The organism is Mucilaginibacter sp., from assembly GCF_039925265.1.
GTDB lineage: Bacteria > Bacteroidota > Bacteroidia > Sphingobacteriales > Sphingobacteriaceae > Mucilaginibacter.
In genome coordinates this window covers 80,827-101,434 of record NZ_JBDSZG010000065.1, presented here as the reverse complement: position 1 = coordinate 101,434, position 20,608 = coordinate 80,827, and the positions used below count along the sequence as shown (strand labels likewise).

The 20,608-nt window shown below is 44.1% G+C and carries 18 protein-coding genes; 7 read left to right on the top strand and 11 right to left on the bottom strand.

All coding sequences use genetic code 11. The annotated features are described in order from the left end of the window. Nucleotides 1–158 precede the first annotated feature (158 nt). The 5 genes from ABIX36_RS27020 to ABIX36_RS27000 all read right to left on the bottom strand — a co-directional run bounded on the left by ABIX36_RS27020 (nucleotide 159) and on the right by ABIX36_RS27000 (nucleotide 4,344). On the bottom strand, nucleotides 159–2,669 hold the full coding sequence (locus ABIX36_RS27020) for an XrtN system VIT domain-containing protein (protein WP_348085286.1): 2,511 nt from the start codon (nucleotides 2,667–2,669) through the stop codon (nucleotides 159–161). A 51-nt stretch (nucleotides 2,670–2,720) separates the two neighbouring features. Next, entirely contained in the window at nucleotides 2,721–3,023 is a 303-nt protein-coding gene (locus ABIX36_RS27015; protein ID WP_348085285.1) for a transcriptional regulator, read from the bottom strand. Further along, nucleotides 3,020–3,631, bottom strand: a complete 612-nt coding sequence (locus ABIX36_RS27010) for a hypothetical protein (RefSeq protein ID WP_348085284.1) — start codon at nucleotides 3,629–3,631, stop codon at nucleotides 3,020–3,022. Before ABIX36_RS27010 ends, ABIX36_RS27015 begins: the two co-directional genes overlap by 4 nt. A 131-nt stretch (nucleotides 3,632–3,762) precedes the next feature. Beyond that, nucleotides 3,763–3,984 (bottom strand): helix-turn-helix transcriptional regulator, encoded by a 222-nt coding sequence (locus ABIX36_RS27005; protein WP_348085283.1) that lies wholly within the window; start codon nucleotides 3,982–3,984, stop codon nucleotides 3,763–3,765. 120 nt (nucleotides 3,985–4,104) lie between these two features. Continuing rightward, nucleotides 4,105–4,344, bottom strand: a complete 240-nt coding sequence (locus tag ABIX36_RS27000) for a helix-turn-helix transcriptional regulator (protein WP_348085282.1) — start codon at nucleotides 4,342–4,344, stop codon at nucleotides 4,105–4,107. Nucleotides 4,345–4,490: 146 nt separating this feature from the next. Between ABIX36_RS27000 and ABIX36_RS26995 the strand changes: the two genes are divergently transcribed. The 3 genes from ABIX36_RS26995 to ABIX36_RS26985 all read left to right on the top strand — a co-directional run bounded on the left by ABIX36_RS26995 (nucleotide 4,491) and on the right by ABIX36_RS26985 (nucleotide 9,305). Beyond that, nucleotides 4,491–4,748, top strand: a complete 258-nt coding sequence (locus ABIX36_RS26995; RefSeq protein WP_348085281.1) for a hypothetical protein — start codon at nucleotides 4,491–4,493, stop codon at nucleotides 4,746–4,748. 243 nt (nucleotides 4,749–4,991) lie between these two features. Then, complete coding sequence (locus ABIX36_RS26990; RefSeq protein WP_348085280.1) at nucleotides 4,992–6,164, top strand: TlpA disulfide reductase family protein; 1,173 nt, start codon at nucleotides 4,992–4,994, stop codon at nucleotides 6,162–6,164. A gap of 429 nt (nucleotides 6,165–6,593) precedes the next feature. Continuing rightward, on the top strand, nucleotides 6,594–9,305 hold the full coding sequence (locus ABIX36_RS26985) for a PQQ-dependent sugar dehydrogenase (RefSeq protein WP_348085279.1): 2,712 nt from the start codon (nucleotides 6,594–6,596) through the stop codon (nucleotides 9,303–9,305). Nucleotides 9,306–9,528: 223 nt separating this feature from the next. On the opposite strand, the gene ABIX36_RS26980 is transcribed toward ABIX36_RS26985, so the two are convergent. Both ABIX36_RS26980 and ABIX36_RS26975 read right to left on the bottom strand, forming a co-directional pair. Continuing rightward, the gene (locus tag ABIX36_RS26980; protein ID WP_348085278.1) at nucleotides 9,529–9,966 is read right to left on the bottom strand and encodes a 5-fold beta-flower protein; all 438 of its coding nucleotides are present in this window, start codon (nucleotides 9,964–9,966) and stop codon (nucleotides 9,529–9,531) included. A 139-nt stretch (nucleotides 9,967–10,105) separates the two neighbouring features. Beyond that, on the bottom strand, nucleotides 10,106–10,267 hold the full coding sequence (locus tag ABIX36_RS26975) for a hypothetical protein (protein ID WP_348085277.1): 162 nt from the start codon (nucleotides 10,265–10,267) through the stop codon (nucleotides 10,106–10,108). Between the two features lie 179 nt (nucleotides 10,268–10,446). Here ABIX36_RS26975 and ABIX36_RS26970 point away from each other — a divergent pair, with 179 nt between their 5' ends. After that, nucleotides 10,447–10,950 carry a hypothetical protein gene (locus ABIX36_RS26970; protein ID WP_348085276.1) on the top strand — a complete coding sequence of 168 codons (504 nt, stop codon included), beginning with the start codon at nucleotides 10,447–10,449 and terminating at the stop codon, nucleotides 10,948–10,950. 74 nt (nucleotides 10,951–11,024) lie between these two features. Here ABIX36_RS26970 and ABIX36_RS26965 read toward each other — a convergent pair whose 3' ends face one another. The 4 genes from ABIX36_RS26965 to ABIX36_RS26950 all read right to left on the bottom strand — a co-directional run bounded on the left by ABIX36_RS26965 (nucleotide 11,025) and on the right by ABIX36_RS26950 (nucleotide 15,504). Beyond that, on the bottom strand, nucleotides 11,025–12,386 hold the full coding sequence (locus ABIX36_RS26965; RefSeq protein ID WP_348085275.1) for an oligosaccharide flippase family protein: 1,362 nt from the start codon (nucleotides 12,384–12,386) through the stop codon (nucleotides 11,025–11,027). Nucleotides 12,387–12,490: 104 nt separating this feature from the next. Further along, nucleotides 12,491–13,435 (bottom strand): right-handed parallel beta-helix repeat-containing protein, encoded by a 945-nt coding sequence (locus ABIX36_RS26960; protein WP_348085274.1) that lies wholly within the window; start codon nucleotides 13,433–13,435, stop codon nucleotides 12,491–12,493. Between the two features lie 138 nt (nucleotides 13,436–13,573). Continuing rightward, on the bottom strand, nucleotides 13,574–14,341 hold the full coding sequence (locus ABIX36_RS26955; protein WP_348085273.1) for a WecB/TagA/CpsF family glycosyltransferase: 768 nt from the start codon (nucleotides 14,339–14,341) through the stop codon (nucleotides 13,574–13,576). A gap of 425 nt (nucleotides 14,342–14,766) precedes the next feature. Further along, nucleotides 14,767–15,504: a ChbG/HpnK family deacetylase gene (locus ABIX36_RS26950; protein ID WP_348085272.1), complete on the bottom strand. Its 738-nt coding sequence runs from the start codon at nucleotides 15,502–15,504 to the stop codon at nucleotides 14,767–14,769. Nucleotides 15,505–15,867: 363 nt separating this feature from the next. Between ABIX36_RS26950 and ABIX36_RS26945 the strand changes: the two genes are divergently transcribed. The 3 genes from ABIX36_RS26945 (at nucleotide 15,868) to ABIX36_RS26935 (ending at nucleotide 20,605) form a co-directional block, all read left to right on the top strand. Next, nucleotides 15,868–16,647 carry a polysaccharide biosynthesis/export family protein gene (locus tag ABIX36_RS26945; RefSeq protein ID WP_348085271.1) on the top strand — a complete coding sequence of 260 codons (780 nt, stop codon included), beginning with the start codon at nucleotides 15,868–15,870 and terminating at the stop codon, nucleotides 16,645–16,647. A 21-nt stretch (nucleotides 16,648–16,668) separates the two neighbouring features. Further along, nucleotides 16,669–19,074: a polysaccharide biosynthesis tyrosine autokinase gene (locus tag ABIX36_RS26940; protein ID WP_348085270.1), complete on the top strand. Its 2,406-nt coding sequence runs from the start codon at nucleotides 16,669–16,671 to the stop codon at nucleotides 19,072–19,074. A 133-nt stretch (nucleotides 19,075–19,207) separates the two neighbouring features. After that, nucleotides 19,208–20,605, top strand: a complete 1,398-nt coding sequence (locus ABIX36_RS26935) for a UDP-glucose 6-dehydrogenase (RefSeq protein ID WP_348085269.1) — start codon at nucleotides 19,208–19,210, stop codon at nucleotides 20,603–20,605. The last annotated feature ends 3 nt before the right edge of the window (nucleotides 20,606–20,608 follow it).

Genomic DNA, 20,608 nt, shown 5'->3' with positions numbered 1-20,608 from the left:
TAGCAAGTCTATCCAAAACTCCTTCATTAAATACCTCTGAATTAAGCTTTTGTAGTAATTGGCTCAATTTTGATGTTTCGATTCTTGCGCTAAAAACATTTTTTCGGGCTTAAGTTGACGGCTATGCCTCTCGAGAGGGGAATTTGAAGCGCTTTGTTCTACACTTGCGGCACCGCTTTCTTCCGCTTATAAATAAAGGTGCCCACTATCGTTCCGGCCAGGATAATCAGCATCCATTCCTGTGGCTCGGGGACGGCGCCGGATGATTTCATGGAAGCATTTTTCAGGCTGTTCTTATTTTCATCGATGCCGAAGCGTTCGTAATCCTTCGCCGTCTCCAGCACGATCATGCTCGATACGGGCGATACAATGTAACCCTGCTCGGCCTCGGCTATGGTTTGGGGCTGCACATAATCATGCCTGAAGTAATCGGCTCCCACTTTTTTCATAATATCGTTATAGGCGAAAAGGCGCAGCAGGTGGTCGGGCGCTTCGGTAGTTTTAAGCCCCGGTGCTTTTTGGATCATCAGCCCTGCGTTATCTATCACCACGGTGCTGTCGTTCTCCTGGTTGCGCACAAACCTGTGCTTATTCAGCATGGCGGCCAATTCTTCGGTTGTGCCATCGGCGTAGCCAAACACCCGCAGTTCCTTCAGCGCCTTTAAATATGGGCTAAGCTCGAAGCCTATATTATACAAACGGATCTGCTTCGGCGTTTTTAAATAGTTGGTGAGGTCGGTTGCAAAAGCACTGCCTTCCAAATCGTTAAGATTGGGCGAAGTATCTCCACCCTTGGTTATCAGCAAGGCGCTCTCGGGTACCCTGATCTCGTTCAGCGGGAACAGGCTAAAATTCTGGCTGCTCAGCATTTCGTATAAACTGCCCAGGTTATCGTCGGTCACTTTTATCAGCTTATTATAATACACATATACCGGCAAGCCTTGCAGCTTCGCGTAAACCACTTTAAATTCTTCCGCTGTCCAGGCCCTGTTCACATCCAGGTAAACCGCCGTGGGTGTAAAACTTTCGTACTGTTGCTGGTAGCTGCTTACCTTATAAGCGGTATCGGCAAAAGCGAAAGCAGTGTTCGTCAGCGGCGGCGCGTCGCAGCTAATTTTCCAGCCGGGTTGGTAGGTCCTGTCGGCTGTGTAGGTATCGCCGGTTTGCTTAAATATGGCGGGCAGGTCCAAATTCGCAGGCTTACGGCTAAAACTCAGCTGCAGGGTTTCCAGGGCCGTTGTTGCAAAGGGGCCGTCGAACCATGCGTTCTCGTAAACCAGGCGTTTGCCATCCAACCGCAGCGGGCTGGTGATCCCTATCCTGAATTTGCGGTTCTCTTCGGTACCGCAGGGGAAAACGCGTACGCTGATGGTGTTACCTTCCTGCCAGTGGACCACTGATGGGTCGCGCTGTTCAACGCCCACCACGGTTTTGTAGGCCGAATCTGCCTTCGCCTTTGTCGTAAGCCTCGACTTCTCTTCCTTCCCGTCTATCCACAATGACAGGGAACTTATTGCCGAACCCTCAGGCAGGTGAAAGGTGTAAATGGCCTCCTGGTTGCTCCATTTCGATTGTGAATTATTGCGGATAGTGAGCGTTTTTTCGGTATAGGCCAGGCGGTACTCGGGGTACAGCTTTACATTGCTGATAACGCTGATGGTTTGCAGCTTATCGCCGCTCCACAGCCTGTCCTGTGCTTGGTGGCGGCTATTGTACATGGCCTTGAGGATATTGATGCGTTCGGTTTCGTCCAGGTTGGGCTTCTCAAAAAACAGGGTGGCCAGTACCACCAGCGGGTCGTGCTGTTTGCGTTCGTCGAACGATTGGCTCGGCATCCCCCCGAAAAAGAAATTCCTTGTTGAGGAAACCTCATGATACACCAGCCCGGCTTTGAGGATACGCTCGGCCACCGGAGATTTATCTATTTCCCTGCTCACGGCGATCCAGGCGGGCAGCTTACCTTCGTTGAGGGTGTTTTGATTGATGATATGGTTTATCCGCTGGCTGTGCTGGTTCCAGCAAAACAGGAACACCCCGGCGGCCATCACCGGCAACACAAAACCGGCTATAGCGGTATATAGCACCGCCTTATCGTCCCGACTGGCCTTAATGATAATAACCGTGGTGATGATACCCAAACACAGCGGTATAAAAGTGTGCAGTGAAATGCCGATGGCCAGGATGCCGATAACGCTAAGCAAATAAAGCGGCAGCAGGTAAAAGGCATAGTACACGAAAAGCAGCAGCCCCGCCCCCAGTAAAAAAAAGGTAAAATATTTAGGGATCCCGCCAAGCAGCCGGTAGCGCATGGCCAGCAATAAGGCCACAGATGACACAACCACCCAAATGCTTAGCCAGTCGGCACTATCATCAAACACGTTCATCTCGCGGTTGAGGGCGAATGCGCTGATGAACCAAAGCACCAGCATTACCACCGTGTGCTCGGCTTTACCCCGCGAATACCGCCAGCCATGCTTTTGAATGGTCACCACTAAAACCGCTACCAATACACCAAGCGATAAGATATAGTTGCCAATAAAGGCCCCAAAGGCTGCATTTGAATGGCCGTAGATGCCCGTTAATACGAATATGATAGCCGAGAGAACGATAAGCCCCAGTCCTGCTGTAGTAACCTTATCCTGCTGTAAATAGGTGCCGATGTTTTTCATTTTTTATTTATTAAAAGTACTTTGTTTTTCAAAGTTATAGTGTAAAAAAAATTAGCCTCGCTGCTGCCTTATTAAATTTTCCAGTTCCTGCAGGTGTTTTTTAAATGCCTGCACACCCAATGCCGAAGCCACGTAGCGCGTGTTTGGCTTGCGCCCCAAAAAAGATTTGTTCACCGTGATGTACTCCTCTTTTTCCAGCGCTTTAAGGTGCGATGCCAGGTTGCCGTCGGTAACATCCAGTAGTTCCTTCAGCGAATTAAAATCGTAGCTCTCGTTAGCTACCAGTACGCTCATTATTTGCAGGCGTATGCGGTTCTCAAAAGCTTTATCAAAATTAGTTAAGGTAACTTTCACCTGTCGTATTTAAAGTGCATAATAGTACCATACAAAATGTGTAGTACACCAAAGCCAAAGGCCCAAAAAAACAATCCGTAGCCCGGGAAAACGGCAGCCAGCAAACCCAGCGCAATATCAAATATGCCCAGCCATTTTACATCGCCAAAGGTATATTTACTTGCCGCAACTAAGGCCAGGCCGTAAAAAATTAATGTGCATGGTGCAATTACCTCGTAATGCCCGCGTAACAGCATTATACCGCAGAAGACGCCGCCGGTAGCCAGTGGCAGTGCACCGTTCAATAACAGCGATTGGCTGGTTTGGTTCCAAACACTTTGCCCTTTTTTACCGGCTTTGCGCAACGTAAGCAATACCCCGGTAAGTACCGACAAGAAAAGCACCGCCATTGCAATTAAAATAAGGCGCTCTTCCAGCAGCCTGTAGTACCCGCGTACAATAAACGAATCATCGGTCACATACAGCAGTTTGTACGCCAGCCAAGCGCCAACAAGCGCGTATATACCAGCCATAACGCCAGATAAACCACTTAGCGAAATAAACTTGGTGCTCCTATCCATGATATTACGGATGGAACTAATTTCGGCGATCAGATCTTTATCTTCCATGTAAAGTACTTTGTTATTCAAAGTAATGGAATAGAATTGATATGTGCAAGAGTTTTATGAGAAATTTTTTAGAAATAAAAAGTAGGGATGCTTTTAGGTATTGGGGAACTTGCGCGACCTCAGCCCGTTTATCAGGCCACCTGTAAAACAGGTTTCAGCATATCATACACATCCACCTCCAGCGCGCTGCAGATCTCTACAAAACGCCCTATGGTAACAGCGGTATAACCAAGCTCCAGCTTGCTGTAAGCATTTTGCGACATGTTTAATTTATACGCGATATACTCCTGCGTGTAGTTCAGCTGCAATCGGCGGCTACGGATAGCCATTGCCAGTAATTTTCCGTTAAACATTAATATTTTGATTTATAATTAGAATGCCGAACAAGTATTAAATAACCAGGTTTTAATAAATTACGGAATTAACGGCCCCCCGGTTTCCGCGACGTACATCTAAGTACACAGCGCTATGTTTTAGCCGAGTGTCCTGTTTAAATTTTGGCGGTACAGGGCCAGCATATCCGTCATGTCTATCTCCAGCGCTTCGCATAAAACAATAAACTTGCCCAACGTAATGCCGGTTTGCCCAAGTTCCATTTTGCTGTAAGCGTTTTGCGACATCTCTAATCTCCCGGCCACATAATCCTGCGAGTAGTTCAATTGCAGCCGGCGCTCGCGAATAACCGTCGCCAGCACTTTTCCATTGTATTTCATAATATAACCAGGCGCAGGCAGTTTACGATTTAACAATAAAGGCTTAGGTTTCTGCGCTCCCAATGGAAATTACGAAATTAACTATTAGGCAGTTTTTGTTCTTAAAAATAAACTGCGACATTACTCTTGTTCACAAACACGGTGACATGAAATTAAACCAAAGTGCTTTTTTGTTTGTTGATACCTCAAAAGGAGGTTTTATGCCCTGGTACAACGGAGATTACCCGCCATCTTACAAAAACCAACCGCCAAAGCTGCGGCAAAAGGCAGTAGAAATTGCCAACGAAATTTTGAAAGAAAGCAGCGACGAAGGCATCGCCATAGCAACCGGCTTAAAAAAAGCCCGCGAATATTTTAAAGAGCACCCGGAAGAGGCGAATGAGGGAGAAAATCAGGAAGATTAACCTCTATAGGTATGGCGTCCACGCTGGCGTGTTCAGCTTTTCTAATCCTCTCATACCGGCAAGCGTGTAGAATTTTACTTTTCTGTTTGTAAGTAATCGAAAGTGGAAAGCCTGGTGAGAATATATAACCGCAATAACTGATTGGTTAAAATTTGTTAAATAGCTGGCACATCTAACTAATAGCTTAATTTTCATTGTAGTTTAGCAAAACAGTTACTAAGTCATCAATAACTAACTTAATCAATGGCATTGACCTGCTTTGTTAAAAGACTTCTTCAATCCGCTTTCTGCCTTACTGTATTTTTGCATAGCAGCGCAGTAGACGCACAAATTTCCCGGATTGAAAATCTAATTAATAAAATAGAAAGCTATAATAACTTTAGCTATCAATCTATAATCAAACGAAGGGATATGAGCGCTGACACCACAGTTGCACACAACAAGGAATTATTTTTAAAAGCGCCTCATGACAAGTTATATGGATACCTGTATAGTATAGAAACCGATTACAAAACAGAAAAGTTTCACAAGATAGACTTGTACAATGGAGATGGTTTGAATATTTTATCACCCGAAGACAGTACATTCTCCCTCGAGAAAAGGCCCTCTTCCGAATATAGCCGATCACTTATGGGTGGCCTAAAATTTCTGAGAGATCGTTTTAATAAAAGACCATTTAAAATAGCTATGCTTAAAGACACGATTATCAATGGCGTTACCAATTCGCATCTTATTGCAAACGTATACGATACGCTCGACAATAACGATCATTTGTACTCAAATAGGCATTATTACATTAATAAACAAACAGGTTTACCCAGTTTGATTACAATTAAAGGAAGATCTAAATATAACGGACCTGTGAACGATTATTACGATGAGACTAAATATTTTGATTATAAGTTGGACAGAGCAGATATTACTATTGTGAGTTTCGTAATACCCAAAGGGTTTAAGCCTCCCGTAAATAAAATAACACCTGATTTATTAGCCGTGGGGACTACTGCGCCTGACTGGACGTTGTATGATGCAAATGGAAAAAAGCTTTCGTTAAGTGAGTTAAAGGGTAAAGTAGTAGTGTTAGACTTTTATTTCATTGGCTGTTCAGGGTGCATGGCTTCAATAAAGCCACTAAATGTTATATATGAAAAGTACCAAAACAAAGACTTGATTATAGCAAGCCTAACCGAAAGGGATAGTAAGAAGGCTGTTCTCGACTTCGAGAGACGTTATAAAATCAAATATACAGGTTATATTAATGCGGATCAGGTTATGAAATCATACCATGTCACAGGTTTTCCGACTTTTTATTTTATTGATAAAGAAGGAAAAATAGGAAATGTATTTGTTGGTTACAATGATGATTTTGAAGGGAAAGTAACTTCAATAATTAATGATCTTTTAAGTAAAAAATAAAGAGAAATTGTCCTTTAAAGTAAATTACCCCGCCCGGTCAGGCGTCCACGCCTGACTGTATAAATTTGGCAGCGTCCACGCTGACGTGTTTGGCTTTTCCTAATCCGTCGCTATCCGCAAGCGTGGACGCTCGCAAATGTTTGCAACCAGGCGTGGACGGCTGATTGGGCTTTTAATATATTAGCTCAACCCCCCTCCCACCTAAACCCGATTGGCGGAAAAGCCCGCTTCTATCAGCGGCTTGTACAGAAAGCGGGGCCGAACCTAACCCAAACGCCACTGCACCTGCTTTTCAAAACCCCCATCTCTCACCCTCCCCAATTCTCATTTAGTAAAATCAACTAAATAAAAATGTTACATGTATTTATACTAAAAATCCCTACTTTGGCTAAATCAATTTACTCAGCTATTCATCTCACATTAATATACATGTTTAATCCTAAAAACCTTTTAAAAGCGCTGCCTGCTTTTTTAATATTATCAGTGTGCGCGGCGTCTGCCGGGGCACAAACCGCCAAGAAACCCGAGGACAACCGCTTCACCAAAGTGGTACTGGCCCAGGGCGTGGAGGAGCCGATGCAGTTCCAGATCATGAAAGACGGGCGCGTGATCTACGCCGAACGCAAAGGCAAAATAAAGGTGTACAACCCTGCCACCAACAAAATTACCGTAATAGCCGAATTTGCCGTAAGCACCAAATATGTAAGCAAAAAAGGCGAAGTAAGCGAAGGCGAGGACGGGATGCAAGGCATTATTTTGGACCCCGACTACGATACCAACCACTGGATATACGTTTATTACGCCCCCGTCGGCGATGTGGCCAAAAACACCCTGGAGCGCTATACCTGGCTGGGCAAAGAGATACTGCGCGATACCAAAAAAACAGTGCTTGATGTACCCACCCAGCGCGAGGAATGCTGCCACGTAGGCGGCGGGATGCTGTTCGATAAGGACAAGAACCTGTACCTGAGCACGGGGGATAATACGTTTTCGAGAGCGAGTGATGGCTTTAGTCCGCTGGACGAGCGGCCGGGCATGTCGCCGGAGGATTCGCAGAAATCATCTGGCAATACCAACGACTTGCGGGGTAAGATCCTGCGCATCCACCCCGAAGCAAATGGCTCGTACACCGTGCCGGCAGGCAACCTGTTTGCCCCGGGCACACCAAAAACCAAACCCGAAATTTATACCATGGGTAACCGCAACCCATGGCGCTTAACTATTGATAGCAAAACCGGCTGGCTGTACTGGGGTGAGGTTGGCCCCGATGGCTCGAAGGACGATTTCGAAAAACGCGGTCCGCAGTCATATGATGAGTTTAACCAGGCCAAAAAGCCGGGCAACTATGGCTGGCCCTATTTTGTGGGCGATAACAAAGCCTACCGCAAGTACGATTTCGGCACCAAACAATCGGGCGAACTGTTTAATGCAGAGCACCCGGAGAATCATTCGCCAAACAGCAGCGGACTTACCGAGCTGCCACCTGCAACACCTGCCTTTATCTGGTATGCCAAGGGCGTGAGCACACAGTTCCCGCTGATGGAAACCGGCGGTAACAGCGCGGTTGGCGGCCCTATTTTCCGCAAGGCCGACTTTAAGAACGCCAAACGCCCCTTCCCCGATTATTATGAAGGCAAATGGCTGATTACCGACTGGGTACGCGGCTGGGTGAACGTGGTAGAGATTGGCGAGAACGGCGAATACAAATCCATGGAACGCTTCCTGCCGGAACTGCGCCTGCGCGGTCCTATCGATATGAAGTTCGGCCCCGAAGGCGACTTGTATGTGCTGGAATACGGTAACGGCTATTTTAAAAACAACCCCGAAGCGGAGCTGATCCGTATAGAATATAATGGCGGCAACCGCAAGCCGCAGGTACAGGCAACAGCCGGCAAAACGGCGGGTGCCTTGCCGCTAACAGTGGCCCTGTCATCTGCCGGCACCAAAGATTTTGACGACGATGATGTGCTTACTTACGAGTGGAAGGTGACCAAGGGCGGCAAGCCCTTTAAAACATTTAAAACGCAAAACCCATCGGTAACGTTCAGCACGCCTGGGATTTATAAAGCAACCTTGACGGTTACCGATCTGAAAGGATCAACCAACAGTAAATCGCTTACCGTAAAAGCCGGTAACGAGCCACCCGTGGTTGCTGTAACCGTAACAAAGGGCAACAGCAGCTTTTTCTTCCCCAACAAAACCATCGCCTACAAAATAAATGTAAGCGATAAGGAAGACGGCAGCCTGGCCAACAAGCGCATTGCCGCTTCGCAGGTTTCGGTAAGTGCCAATTATTTATCCGAAGGGTATAACATGACCGCCATAGCCCAAAAACAACAGGGTGTTGATGCCACTGCAAGGTACGCAGCAGGTATAGCGCTCATTGCCAAAAGCGATTGCAGGGCCTGCCACTCGGTGAAAGATAAGGTGCTTGGCCCATCTTTTATTGAAGTAGCCAAAAAGTACAAAAACGACCAATCGGCAGTTGCCACCCTGAGTAAAAAGATAAAAAACGGTGGTTCGGGTACATGGGGGCATGCCGAGATGCCAGCCCATCCGGCCTTAACCAATAACGAACTGGGCAGCATCGTACGTTATATTTTGAGCACAGCCACGCCGCAGAAAACGCAAAAATCGATGCCGGTAACAGGTACCTACACCACAACGATCCCAAAAGGCGAAAACGATAACGGCAGCTACATCTTCCGTGCATCGTATACTGACAGGGGCACGGCTTCCGCAGCAGCTTTAACTACCGAAAACCTGTTGGTGTTGCGTGGTTCGCTGTTAACTCCATCGCAGGCTAACGAATCCAAAGAAATGGCCTACAACCGGGACAGCACCATCGTAGTGGTAAAAACGCCGGGCGCCTACCTTAAATTCAACAAGGTAGACCTTACCAATATTAAAAACATCGAACTGAAATTACTCCCACGTGGTCGCGCAACCGATCCCCCGGGCACAGTAGAGATCCGCTCGGGCGCGGCAGACGGCAAAGTACTGGGCAACTTCACCGGCAGCTATGTAGGCCTAAACACCCTGCGGATCCCCGTAACCGGCGCCGAAGGCAAGGAAGACCTGTATATTGTATTTACAGGCAACCCCGCGAGGCTGAATGGGGTGAAATTTAATAATGAATAGCGGTTAGAGAATCAAGATACAAGACATCAGGAACCAGGACGTGCAGAACGCTCCTGGTTTTTTTGTATCATATCTTGATTTTTGCAGGCGGGCGGGGTTTGGCCGGTTTGGTTTTTAAAGATGCGGTTAAAATGGCGGCTTGCCCCAAAAAGTATTGAGCAAAAAGCCCCCGGCCATACAAAACAACCGGAGGCCTTTCATCCACCATCACATCAAAACAATATTATTTTTTGCCTGCCTTTGCTAAAAAGAAACAGTGGGCTGCGCAGGCATGTTGTTTGTAGTTTTTGTGCACAGTGCCGTAATTATGGCCTTGGGGGTCTAAAATGGCGCATTTTTCGGCATCCAGGTCTTTAACCGTGAGGATAGTTTCGCCGGCTACGTTGTAGTAAACGCCATTTTTGCCAGCTTTGCCAAGTTTCTTGCCCTTAGGGTCAACAATGTTTCCATTTTTATCTATTGCATACACCCTGTTGCCAGCGTTGTTGCGGGCCACATTGTCACGGTCTATATAGCCAAGTTTGGTGCCATCGTGGCTAAATATGCCGCCTTTGCCGTCAATATTTATTTGCTGGGGTGCCATTTGGTGCTGTTGCGCAAAAACGGTTAAACCCGCGAAGGCTATAATTATTGCGAAGCACAGAGATGTAAGTTTTTTCATGATCGTACCTTTTTTATTCAAAGGTAGATGAGAAATAAGGAGCGTTCCGTGATAGCAGGCACACTAAAGAATGATACGCGTCACCTGTTAAATAACCCATTGCCGCCGGAGTTGCCACGCCCCATGCAATGCTTAGGTTTTAAATCCGCTTCCTATTTGCCCGCTTGCGTACTCCCCACGTAAAACCGTTATTGCCACTACCGAAATGTTTTACGAGGCTCACCGCCTGGTTTTTATCGTCCGCCTGTTCCTTATATGCTTCCGGCACCCATTCGGGTCTTATTTTTGGTTGGTTATCCATTGTTACGCGTCTATAGCCAAAGCTAAGCAATACCGTTGAAAATAATACCCTACCAAAGCAAGCGACGCAGCCGCTAAAAGCGCCGGTTTACGGTAATTGCAACCAAAGGTTGTATAATATTTAATAATACTATATATTAGCTATAATTAATATTATCTATCACCTTAAACTTCACAACCATGCCAAATCATCTTTCAGTTTTAGGGATTGTTCACACTGTTATCAGTATAGTGGCCTTATTTTTTGGTTTTTATGCGGCATTCCGCTTCGATAAAATAAACCCGCTTAAAGGCGCAGGCAAATGGTACACCATCTTTACCGTTATTACCTGCATTACCGGTTTCCCTATCATGAAAACAGGGCATTTCACGGGCGCTCACGGTTTAGGAGTAATGATACTGATCATGATCCCGCTGGCCATTTATTCCAGGTCGTTCCGTATACTTGGTAACAAGGCCAAATATGTAGAAACCATACTAATGTCAGGAACGTTGTTTTTTTCGATGATACCCGCCGTTGTTGAAACCCTTACCAGGCTGCCTATCTCTGCACCTATCGCTGCCAGCCAGGACGCTTCCGAAATAAAATCGTGCTTAATGCTGCTTATCGTATTCTTTATTACAGGCGTTACCTTCCAGGTGCGTAAGCTAAAAGAAGAAAAAAGTGTAGTAGTCAACGGGTAGATCCGTTACTATCACGTCGTTATAATTCCGGTCAAAAAAAGACGCGAAGTATCGCTTCTCTACGGGTTAGCGCATTATTTATTCCAGATACCGGTTGCTTTGTTGGCCATAATGAGCCTGCATTGCCAGGTGATAAATATATTGGTAATAAGCATTACAATAATATTTGCCCATACGGTGCCGGGCAATCCCACCTGTTTTACCAGCAATACCGATAGTGGTATATTGATAATGCCGGTGGTTACTACCAGTATCAGCTGCACCCGTAGCTTGCCCAAACCATTCAGCAGGTAGGCGTGGATCACCATCCAGGTTTGTAATATGGTATAAACCGCTATAGATAGCGAAAGCATCCACGGTACCGCTATATCTTTACCAATCCATAACCTGTACACCAAGTCCGAGCATAGCAGCATAACACAAGCTAACCCTACGGCGGCAAGCCAAAACTTGCGGAGCTTATTGACAGATGCGCGGATCCAGTCGAAATCCTGCCGGGCGTAAGCATCCGTAAAAGCGCTCCAGTACGGGGTTATGATGATGTAAAAAACAATACTTATTGCCGAAAAATACTTGAACGGGATATTAAAGGTGGTAACATCCTGCGGACCAAGTATTCGGGAGATCACTACGTTATCAGTTTCGTAAAGTACCAGCGCTCCTATTTGTATAAAAAAGAACGCGCCGCTTACATTCATCAGGCTTTTGGCGTTTTTGAGGAATACGTTCTTAAACCGGGGCATAAAACTCTTGAGGCTGGTTGCAAATAAGTAGATATTGGCCAGCAGCAGCACCAGCACCGGCGACCCCGATGCTACCAAAACCAGCATATACAAACTGCCTTTGGTGAAAAAAGAGAGCGCACAAATTAATATATAGGTAAGCGCCTGCCCAAAAAGCAATATCAGCGATGCTTTAAACGGCTGATGCATGGCCAAAAGGATGCTGTTTACCGGCTGTAATATAAACTGGATACAAAAAGATGCCAGTGTAATAACCAACACGGGCCACAGATCGAACGTCACCGTAGGCGGTACGCGCAGCAGCCAGTTCCAGTTAAAAAAGAGCCCTACGCCGTAAAACACCACAAAAACGGCGGTAGCTATGCAACAAAGCAATGCATACGTGGTGCTGATATCGCGGTGAACGGCCTCCTCCTCGTTTAGAGCAAGCGAATGGGCAAGCTTGTTACGCAGGCCGTTGCTCAACCCAATATCAAAGGTGTTTATCCATGCCACCAGCGATGCTATGGTTACCCATATACCATATTGCATTGGGTTGAGGTAATTAATAGTGAGCGGCAGCAGCATAAAACCTATCAATACGCTAAGCCCGCGTATTAAAAAAGTGTAGATGATATTCTTTTTTACCTGCAGGCTGCGCTCGTTCCCTTGCCTCCAAAAGGCCTGTACCTTATTTTTTATAAGGGGAAGCATAGGGCGTAGTTTAAGCGGTGGTGTTGTGGGGTATTATACATTAATATTTACTGCTTACCGCAAATTTATATAAAGCGGCAACATTATCGCTTTTAAGGCGCATTTTATTGCAGCACGGTCAAAATTTCCTTGGGGAGGATGGTGGCGTCTATCGGGGCATTGAACACATTGCTTTCCCAACCCGCAACGTGGCCGCAGTTACCCTGGTTCCAGCCTGCGTTTGGCGCGCCTTTGGCGTTGGTAAAGTTTACTTTGTTGCCGGCAATGGTGTTTAGCAGGCAGCCGCTTTGGTGCTGGTTCCAGATGTATAGCCCCACGTTGGTGAACGGTTGTTTGCGGCCATATATGGTATTATTTATGATGCTGATGTGATTGCCGCCTGCTATGGCCATGCCATACTGCCCGGGATCTACCAAAATATTATCTTTTGCTATGATATACGCGCCGCCATTATCGCCCAGCATAATGCCGCCACCAGCCTTGCTTGGGCCGCCGCCCCGGATATGGTTACCAATCACCTGTATAGGGCTTGTGGCTGTGCCATGCGTTTTATATACATTAATGGCATCCTGCGGATCGCTTTGGCCGGCAATATTTTCGCCGGTGTTATAATTAATTTTGTTGTCCGCGCCATAAACAGCATCAAACTGGGCAAACTGCCCACGGGGGAATGGCCCTTGCATATTTTTAAAGCGGTTATGGCTGATATCTATCCCCTCGCCTTCGGTGGCGGAAACGCCAGTTGCCAGTTTTTCGAAGTAACAGTTGACCACCTTTATATTGTGTCCGGCTAAAATGGTGACTCCATTTTTTGTTGAGTGATGAAAGCGCGAGTTTTTTATGGTGATGTTGTAGCATTTAACCAATAAGATACAATCGGCGGTATCGCCTGTAATATCCAGGTTGGTTATAACCTTATCATGTTGGCCCCGCAATACAAGCGGTCCCGATTTTTGATATGAACCAACCTTACCCGGCCCGCAGGAGGTTATACCCGCCATTACAAGTATAATTACAGCAAAAAAATAGAGCAGCCTGGGTATAAACATGATTGAATGTTTTTGGGTATGATGTATACACAACGGGCGATAGCCAAAAAAGTTACCGGAAAGTTTATTGGAATTTAATTTGAAGACGGCCCGGGGACTGGCCTTCTCTCGTTAAAAGCGGGGAGCTGGCAGCAATATTTAATTATCTGCCAATTGTTTTTGCCCTTTAAGCATCAGGGTAAGCTTTTCTTTCAGTACCAGGTAAATAAAAACAGGTCCGTAGAGCAAATAACGGCGCCATAGGTGGTTGGGCTCGTGCAAAAGGCGTATAAACCACTCCAGCCCTAAGTTTATCCAAAACTTACTGGGGCGTTTAACCGTTTCCGAATAAAAATCAAACACGGCGCCAATAGAGCATATTACATTTACATCCAGTACATCTTTATGCGCGTAAACCCACTTTTCCTGCTTTGGAGCGGTCATACCAACAAAAAGCACATCGGGCTTAAATTTGTTAATGTGCATTACCATGTGGGCATTATCGGCATCGCTGAATTTTGTTTTAAAGGGGGGCGAGTATACACCTACTTTAATATTAGGGTAATCGAGCGAGAGGCGTTTGCGAATGCCCTCAAGCGTTTCTTCAGAAGAACCGAGGTAAAAAACACTCCCGCCGGTTTTGTTAAGTTTTTTAAGCAGGTAGTTGTGCAGGTCGGCCCCGGCAATTTTTTTGATACGGGCCTGCTTCAGAATTTTTGCAGCGCCAACAATGCCAATCCCATCCGGAAGCAGCAAATTAGATTCAACCAGGGCCTTTTTGTACACAGCGTCTTTTTCCGCAATAATGTAGCAGTACTGGTTTAGCGTGTTAATAACGCACTTAGACTCCTGGTTAATATCAAATTGATCTAAGCTCGAGGTAAAAATAGAATAGTCGAATAATTTTAAAGTCTGGTATTTATCCATTTTTCTTTAAAAAGTAAGTAAATCTGACATGCTTCGGAATAAGAATACCATTCATATATAACACATTCGTTAAACATATAAAAAATGCTTTATATATCATTAATTAAATTCATTTATCAACCGGCCGGCATCATTTATATAAGCAACCGTCAAAAATAATCTTCCCTGCCAATTTATTAATTAAAATTAACAGCTAATAAGGGTTTAAAATTATAAAATTTACAACCAAAATGAATTTTCATTCTAAATTTAGCATTAATTACTTGTAACTATTTAATATTCAGATACATAACAAAGTATCCTGTAGACATATATAGTATTGTAACAATTTTTCACAATTAAAATAAGTAGCTAAAACGTTAAAAAAGCGCATTTAAACTCAATAATTGAAATAATATCACCGCCCATTATACTTATATACGATTTTAACCGTTTGGCAGTTGCTTTAAATAATTTAACCAATCCAACATGGTTGGTGCATCAAAATGGTCGGTAAGCCTGCCGTCGGCGTCAAAATCCGGATGCAGCATGATCTCTGTATTTTGATCCCCGTTAAACAACCGGCCCTGCGATAAGAAATAGTTCACAGTTTCAAACCTATCGGCATAATTAAGTTTGCGCGCGGTAATCCGGCTATTCACATACTGCCGGTACCAAAACTTAAGGTAACTCCCCTCCCTGTACGTTTGGGCCAGCCTCATTTTTAACTTAAACTGCCCTGCCGTATGCAAAAACAAATTAAACAACCCCGGTAAAGTGTGTAAATGATAATGCGAATCGATGTGGTTAATGGCTATACCCTGGCTTAGGCCTCTATTTATTTGAGCGCTTATTTCCGTTGTAAGCGCACGTTTTTCTGCCTGTGTAAAAAAGGCGGAGGCTTTACCGGTTCTTTGCAAGTTAAAGCAACCCTCGGCATTTAAAAAGGCTTCGCCTACATTTGTCAGGGGTTTCCCCTCGGCCAAATTAACATGTATCCCTATATTTTTAACGCAGCGGTTATCGCGCGTTAGTTGCGCGGCTTCGTCAAACCCCGGCGTATTTGTTAAGAGCGTAGCACTGTTAATATATTCATTTTCGAAGCAAAATAATATAGCCTTGTTTACAGATGCGCTGTATCCAAAGTCATCGGCATTGGCCAAAATATTAACCGGAAAAGGCATAAAAACCAATTATTAGTTAAAAGATGAGTTAACTTAAAATGTGTTCAAAATTAAAAATTCGTAAACATAAAGGCGAATAAACTATAATTTACGCAAAAAAAAACTTTTAAAATTCATCATTTCATATTTTTTGTTATTTTCGCATCAGTAAATTAATAACAAAGCAAACGAGAATGGCAGGCAGCATAAAAGAAATTTATTGGGCCCCTACCTTTAATTTAGCCGTCGTAAATCTCGCTTTGCTTAAATCCATGCTTATTAATACATTTCGTTTTTAATATTTTTTAACTAAAAACTATTACTCATATTGCCTACTATGCCAAATCATCACTACAGTTTAAATCTATCGTTAAATTACAAAATATGAAATTGAAACACCTATTTACTTTTTTTGCAGCTGTACTAATATTATTTAATTTTTCTTGTACATCTTACAAAAACATCCCTTACTTACTGGATTTGAACAGGGATTCCATTTCGCGGGAGAAAATTTCAAACTACACTCCTCTCACTATTCAAAACGGCGATTTACTGGGTATACACGTTGTAAGTTTAAGCCTGGAAGCATCTGCCATGTTTAATTACAATTTGGAGCGCCCTTACGGCCCTACCGGTAATTTAACCAGTTCGGAAGAAAACGCCGTTGTGGGTTACTATGTTGACAATGAAGGCAATGTTTCGCTACCGCTTATTGGCAAAGTAAAAGCTACCGGCATGAGTACAGTAGCGTTCGGCCATGATCTGGAAGAGAAGTTAAGCACGGTGTTAACAAAACCAAGTGTTAACGTTCGTCTTCAAAACTTCAAAATATCGGTTATAGGCGATGTGAAATTGCCAAATACTTACTATATAACCAATGAGAAAACTAACGTTTTAGAAGCTTTAAGTTTAGCAGGAGATTTAAATATAACCGGTATAAGAAAAATAACGCTGATACGAGAGGTTGATGGCGAGCGTCTTTATATTCCGTTGAATCTTCAATCAAAAAACTTTATTAATTCGCCGTACTACTACCTTAAAAAAAATGACATTATTTATGTAACGCCAAATGAGCAACGTGCAGCTAACGATGGATCTACCTTCCAAAGAGCGGGCATAATAGTCTCTGTTTTGTCAATAATTGCCATCCTTTTAACCAGATAATACATACTATATATAAAATATATGAGCAAGCAAAAAACTCAAGTACAAGCCTTTACATTACCAACGGGCGATACCGACACTTCGGCATCGAGCGACATTGTAAAAAAATACCTATTTCACTGGCCCTTGTTTGTATTGGGAGTAATTTTATTTATTGTGGGTGCATACTTCTACCTGCAAGTAACAAAACCTACCTACCCGATAGTTGCAACTCTTGAATTTAAGGGTCCAACCAGTTCAGAAGGTACCGTTATCAATAAAAGCGGCCAGGATGCAAATTTAGACCCAATTAGCACCCCGGTTATTGTTGAGAACGAAATAGAGGTGATGCAGTCGAAAAAGCTGATGTACAAGGTTGTTAATGATCTGCAGCTTTGGGTAAACTATCAATCAACAATTGATGGCAAAAAAACCGACCTTTATAAGCAAACACCTTTAACATTCGCGTTTATTAAAGCAAACAGCACGATAGACGGGAAAGGCGAGAAAATTAAAGTAGTTATTAAAGATGCCAACTCATTTACATTAGTTGATGATGAGAATGGGGACAAAGATTTTGCATACGGAAGCCCTGTAAAAAGTGATTTTGGTACATGGAAATTAACACCAACGGCAAACTTTAACTCTTTTAAAGGAGCAACGCTTAATATTACAGTGAACGACCCAGACCAGGTTGCTGATGATTACCTGGGAAAAGTAAAGGTGGAACTGGAGAACAAAGATGCTCCTTTTGTAAACATCTCTACATCTGACCAGGTGCCAAGCCGTGGTAAGGATATTCTTAACGAGCTGATGGCCCAATATAAAGAAGACGCCATGGCTTCTAAAAATAAGGATGCGCAAAAAGCTATCGACTTTATTACCATTAGGCTTGATTCGCTTGACCACGACCTTGATATTGACGAGAAACAAATTGAAATATTCAAAAGCAGTTCGAGCATGACGGATATTGCTTCACAGAGCCAGGGTTTCAGGGATATTAGCCAGGCAAACATTAAAGCAAGTAATGAAGCCAACCTACAGCTTAGCATTTTAGAAGGTATAGAAAAATGGGTAGATAACCCCAAAAACGCCGGTGCCCTGCCACCAACAAGCGCGCATTTAGAAGACCCGAGCTTAATGGCTTTATATGAAAAACTTACCGTTGCTCAATTGAAAAAATCGGATATGCTGGCAACTATACCAGAATCTAACCCGATGTTTAACTCGGTAAACGAACAGTTAGATGCATTACGCAAAGCATTTAAGGATAAAATATCGGCTATGAAGGCATCACAGGTTGCCATCAAAAACCAAATAGCGAATTTCCAGGGTGGCATACAGGCAGGGCTTAAAAAGATCCCTGAGCAAGACCGTGAGTACACCTCCATGAAACGTAAACAAGCAAGTAAAGAAAAAATTTACACCTTCCTGCTTGAAAAACGCGAAGCCATCTCATTAAGGTACGCCTCTACTGTTTCAGATTCTGAAATTGTGGATGATGCCCACGCCGGCAAAGCCAAATGGCCAAAACCATCAATAGTTTACGCGCTTGCATTATTATTTGGCTTAGCCGCGCCGATAGGCTTATTATATGCCCGCGAAAGCCTGAACGAACGTATAAGCAACCGTAAACAAATTGAAGACGCGGTTAACGTACCTATCCTGGGTGAGCTTTCGTACCAGGAAGATACTACACCTATTGTGGTAACACAGGGCCGTGGAAAGTTCGCTATTGGTGAGCAGTTCCGTGTGCTGCGTACCAACTTGTCGCACTTGCACGGGCATAGCGATAAAGGCCGTGTAACGTTGTTTACATCAAGTATTGGTAGCGAGGGTAAGAGCTTTGTAAGTTCCAACCTTGCCGTTACCCTGGCTTATGCGTCACGGAAAACCATCATATTGGAGATGGATCTTCGTAAACCAAAAATATCGGGCGTGTTTGGCTTATCGCCGGAACACGCTGGTATCAGCGATTACCTGGCAGAAACCGCCCACGATATTAAAAAACTTATTCAGCCTTCTGGTATCCCGGGGCTTGATGTTTTAGGTTGCGGCCCTATCCAGCCAAACCCATCAGAGCTTTTGGAGAAAGATAAGCTTGACGAATTAATTAATACGCTTAAGGAAACTTACGATGACGTATTGATAGATTCGCCGCCAATACACCTCGTTACCGATTCTTACATTATAGCGCGTACAGCAGGCGCCGTAGTTTACATGATCAGACAAGGGCATACGCTTAAAGATGAGCTTACCTTTATCAACGATGTTGACAACGCTAAACGATTCCCTAAATTCACGCTTGTATTTAACGGTATCAAACGCGATCAGTTTAACTACGGCTATGGGTATACAAACAGCTACTACAGCTCATACAACACCTATACAGATAAAGATAAAGAAACTATCGGTTCAAAGATCAGGACATTCGTAAGGAGATTTTAATTAACTATTCAAATTGTAATAAAATAAGTATAACCAGCTTAAGTTCAACTTATAAATTAACCTTTATAAGTTGAACATTAAAGCAAACTAATTAACTAATTATTTAGCAAAGCCCTTTTATAGTAAATTGCATATGAGTAAAAAGATTACTAAAATTTGTTGCATCGGAGCTGGCTATGTTGGCGGGCCCACCATGTCGGTAATTGCACAAAAATGCCCGAATATTAAAGTTACTGTGGTTGACCTGAACCAGGCGCGTATTGATGCCTGGAACGATGCGGATACCAATAACATACCCGTTTACGAACCCGGCTTACCGGAAGTAGTAGCTGAAGCCAGGGGAAGAAATTTATTTTTTTCTACCAAGGTTGACGAAGCTATTGCCGAAGCGGAAATGATCTTCATATCTGTAAATACCCCTACAAAAACCTATGGTACAGGTAAAGGTATGGCGGCCGATTTAAAGTATATTGAACTATGCGCCCGCCAAATTGCAAGGGTATCAACTACCGATAAAATTATTGTTGAAAAGTCGACACTGCCTGTAAGAACGGCAGAAGCAGTTAAAAGCATTTTGCAAAACACGGGCAACGGCGTTCAGTTCCAGATACTATCAAACCCCGAGTTTTTGGCAGAAGGTACCGCTATTGAGGACCTGCACGCCCCAGACCGTATATTAATTGGTGGCGACCCTACCGAAGAAGGCCAGGAAGCCCTGAACGCTTTGGTTGATGTTTACGCTAACTGGGTACCAAGAGAGCGGATATTAACCACCAACCTTTGGTCTTCTGAGTTATCAAAACTTACCGCTAATGCGTTTTTAGCCCAAAGGGTTTCCTCTATCAATGCCTTATCAGAGCTTTGCGAGCACACTGGCGCAGATATCTCAGAAGTGGCCCGCTCTATTGGTACCGATAGCCGCATTGGTCCTAAGTTTTTAAATGCATCAGTAGGTTTTGGTGGCTCGTGCTTCCAAAAAGATATCCTCAACCTGGTTTACATAGCCCGCTCTTACGGCTTACAACAAGTTGCAGATTACTGGGAGCAGGTGATCATCATGAACGACCATCAGAAAAGACGTTTCGGAAACAAAATTGTAAAAACGCTTTACAATACCGTATCGGGCAAAAAGATCGCGTTTTTGGGTTGGGCGTTTAAAAAAGACACCAACGATACCCGCGAATCACCGGCAATTTTTGTTGCAGATGACCTGCTTAACGAGGAAGCCAGGGTATCTGTATACGATCCAAAAGTTTCTGAAACACAGATACTGGGCGATCTGAACTATCTGCATACCCGGTCCGAATCAAAGAACGCTGAATTGATTACTGTACTTGATAATGCCTACGAGTGCTGCAAAGGCGCCCATGCGATAGCCATCATGACAGAGTGGGATGAATTTAAAACCTACGATTGGGAGAAAATTTATGCCAACATGACCAAGCCGGCCTTTGTATTTGACGGCCGTAATGTGGTTGACAGGAAAAAACTATTACAAATTGGCTTTAAAGTGTACACCATAGGTAAATAAGCC

Excerpts from the sequence above, each read along its gene's own strand:
- ABIX36_RS26990 (WP_348085280.1), top strand. The coding sequence starts at position 4,992 with ATGGCATTGACCTGCTTTGTTAAAAGACTTCTTCAATCCGCTTTCTGC.
- ABIX36_RS27010 (WP_348085284.1), bottom strand. The coding sequence starts at position 3,631 with ATGGAAGATAAAGATCTGATCGCCGAAATTAGTTCCATCCGTAATATC.
- ABIX36_RS26950 (WP_348085272.1), bottom strand. The coding sequence starts at position 15,504 with ATGCCTTTTCCGGTTAATATTTTGGCCAATGCCGATGACTTTGGATAC.
- ABIX36_RS26940 (WP_348085270.1), top strand. The coding sequence starts at position 16,669 with ATGAGCAAGCAAAAAACTCAAGTACAAGCCTTTACATTACCAACGGGC.
- ABIX36_RS26945 (WP_348085271.1), top strand. The coding sequence starts at position 15,868 with ATGAAATTGAAACACCTATTTACTTTTTTTGCAGCTGTACTAATATTA.
- ABIX36_RS26980 (WP_348085278.1), bottom strand. The coding sequence starts at position 9,966 with ATGAAAAAACTTACATCTCTGTGCTTCGCAATAATTATAGCCTTCGCG.
- ABIX36_RS26955 (WP_348085273.1), bottom strand. The coding sequence starts at position 14,341 with ATGGATAAATACCAGACTTTAAAATTATTCGACTATTCTATTTTTACC.
- ABIX36_RS27000 (WP_348085282.1), bottom strand. The coding sequence starts at position 4,344 with ATGAAATACAATGGAAAAGTGCTGGCGACGGTTATTCGCGAGCGCCGG.
- ABIX36_RS26985 (WP_348085279.1), top strand. The coding sequence starts at position 6,594 with ATGTTTAATCCTAAAAACCTTTTAAAAGCGCTGCCTGCTTTTTTAATA.
- ABIX36_RS27020 (WP_348085286.1), bottom strand. The coding sequence starts at position 2,669 with ATGAAAAACATCGGCACCTATTTACAGCAGGATAAGGTTACTACAGCA.
- ABIX36_RS26935 (WP_348085269.1), top strand. The coding sequence starts at position 19,208 with ATGAGTAAAAAGATTACTAAAATTTGTTGCATCGGAGCTGGCTATGTT.
- ABIX36_RS27005 (WP_348085283.1), bottom strand. The coding sequence starts at position 3,984 with ATGTTTAACGGAAAATTACTGGCAATGGCTATCCGTAGCCGCCGATTG.
- ABIX36_RS26965 (WP_348085275.1), bottom strand. The coding sequence starts at position 12,386 with ATGCTTCCCCTTATAAAAAATAAGGTACAGGCCTTTTGGAGGCAAGGG.
- ABIX36_RS26995 (WP_348085281.1), top strand. The coding sequence starts at position 4,491 with ATGAAATTAAACCAAAGTGCTTTTTTGTTTGTTGATACCTCAAAAGGA.
- ABIX36_RS26970 (WP_348085276.1), top strand. The coding sequence starts at position 10,447 with ATGCCAAATCATCTTTCAGTTTTAGGGATTGTTCACACTGTTATCAGT.
- ABIX36_RS26960 (WP_348085274.1), bottom strand. The coding sequence starts at position 13,435 with ATGTTTATACCCAGGCTGCTCTATTTTTTTGCTGTAATTATACTTGTA.
- ABIX36_RS26975 (WP_348085277.1), bottom strand. The coding sequence starts at position 10,267 with ATGGATAACCAACCAAAAATAAGACCCGAATGGGTGCCGGAAGCATAT.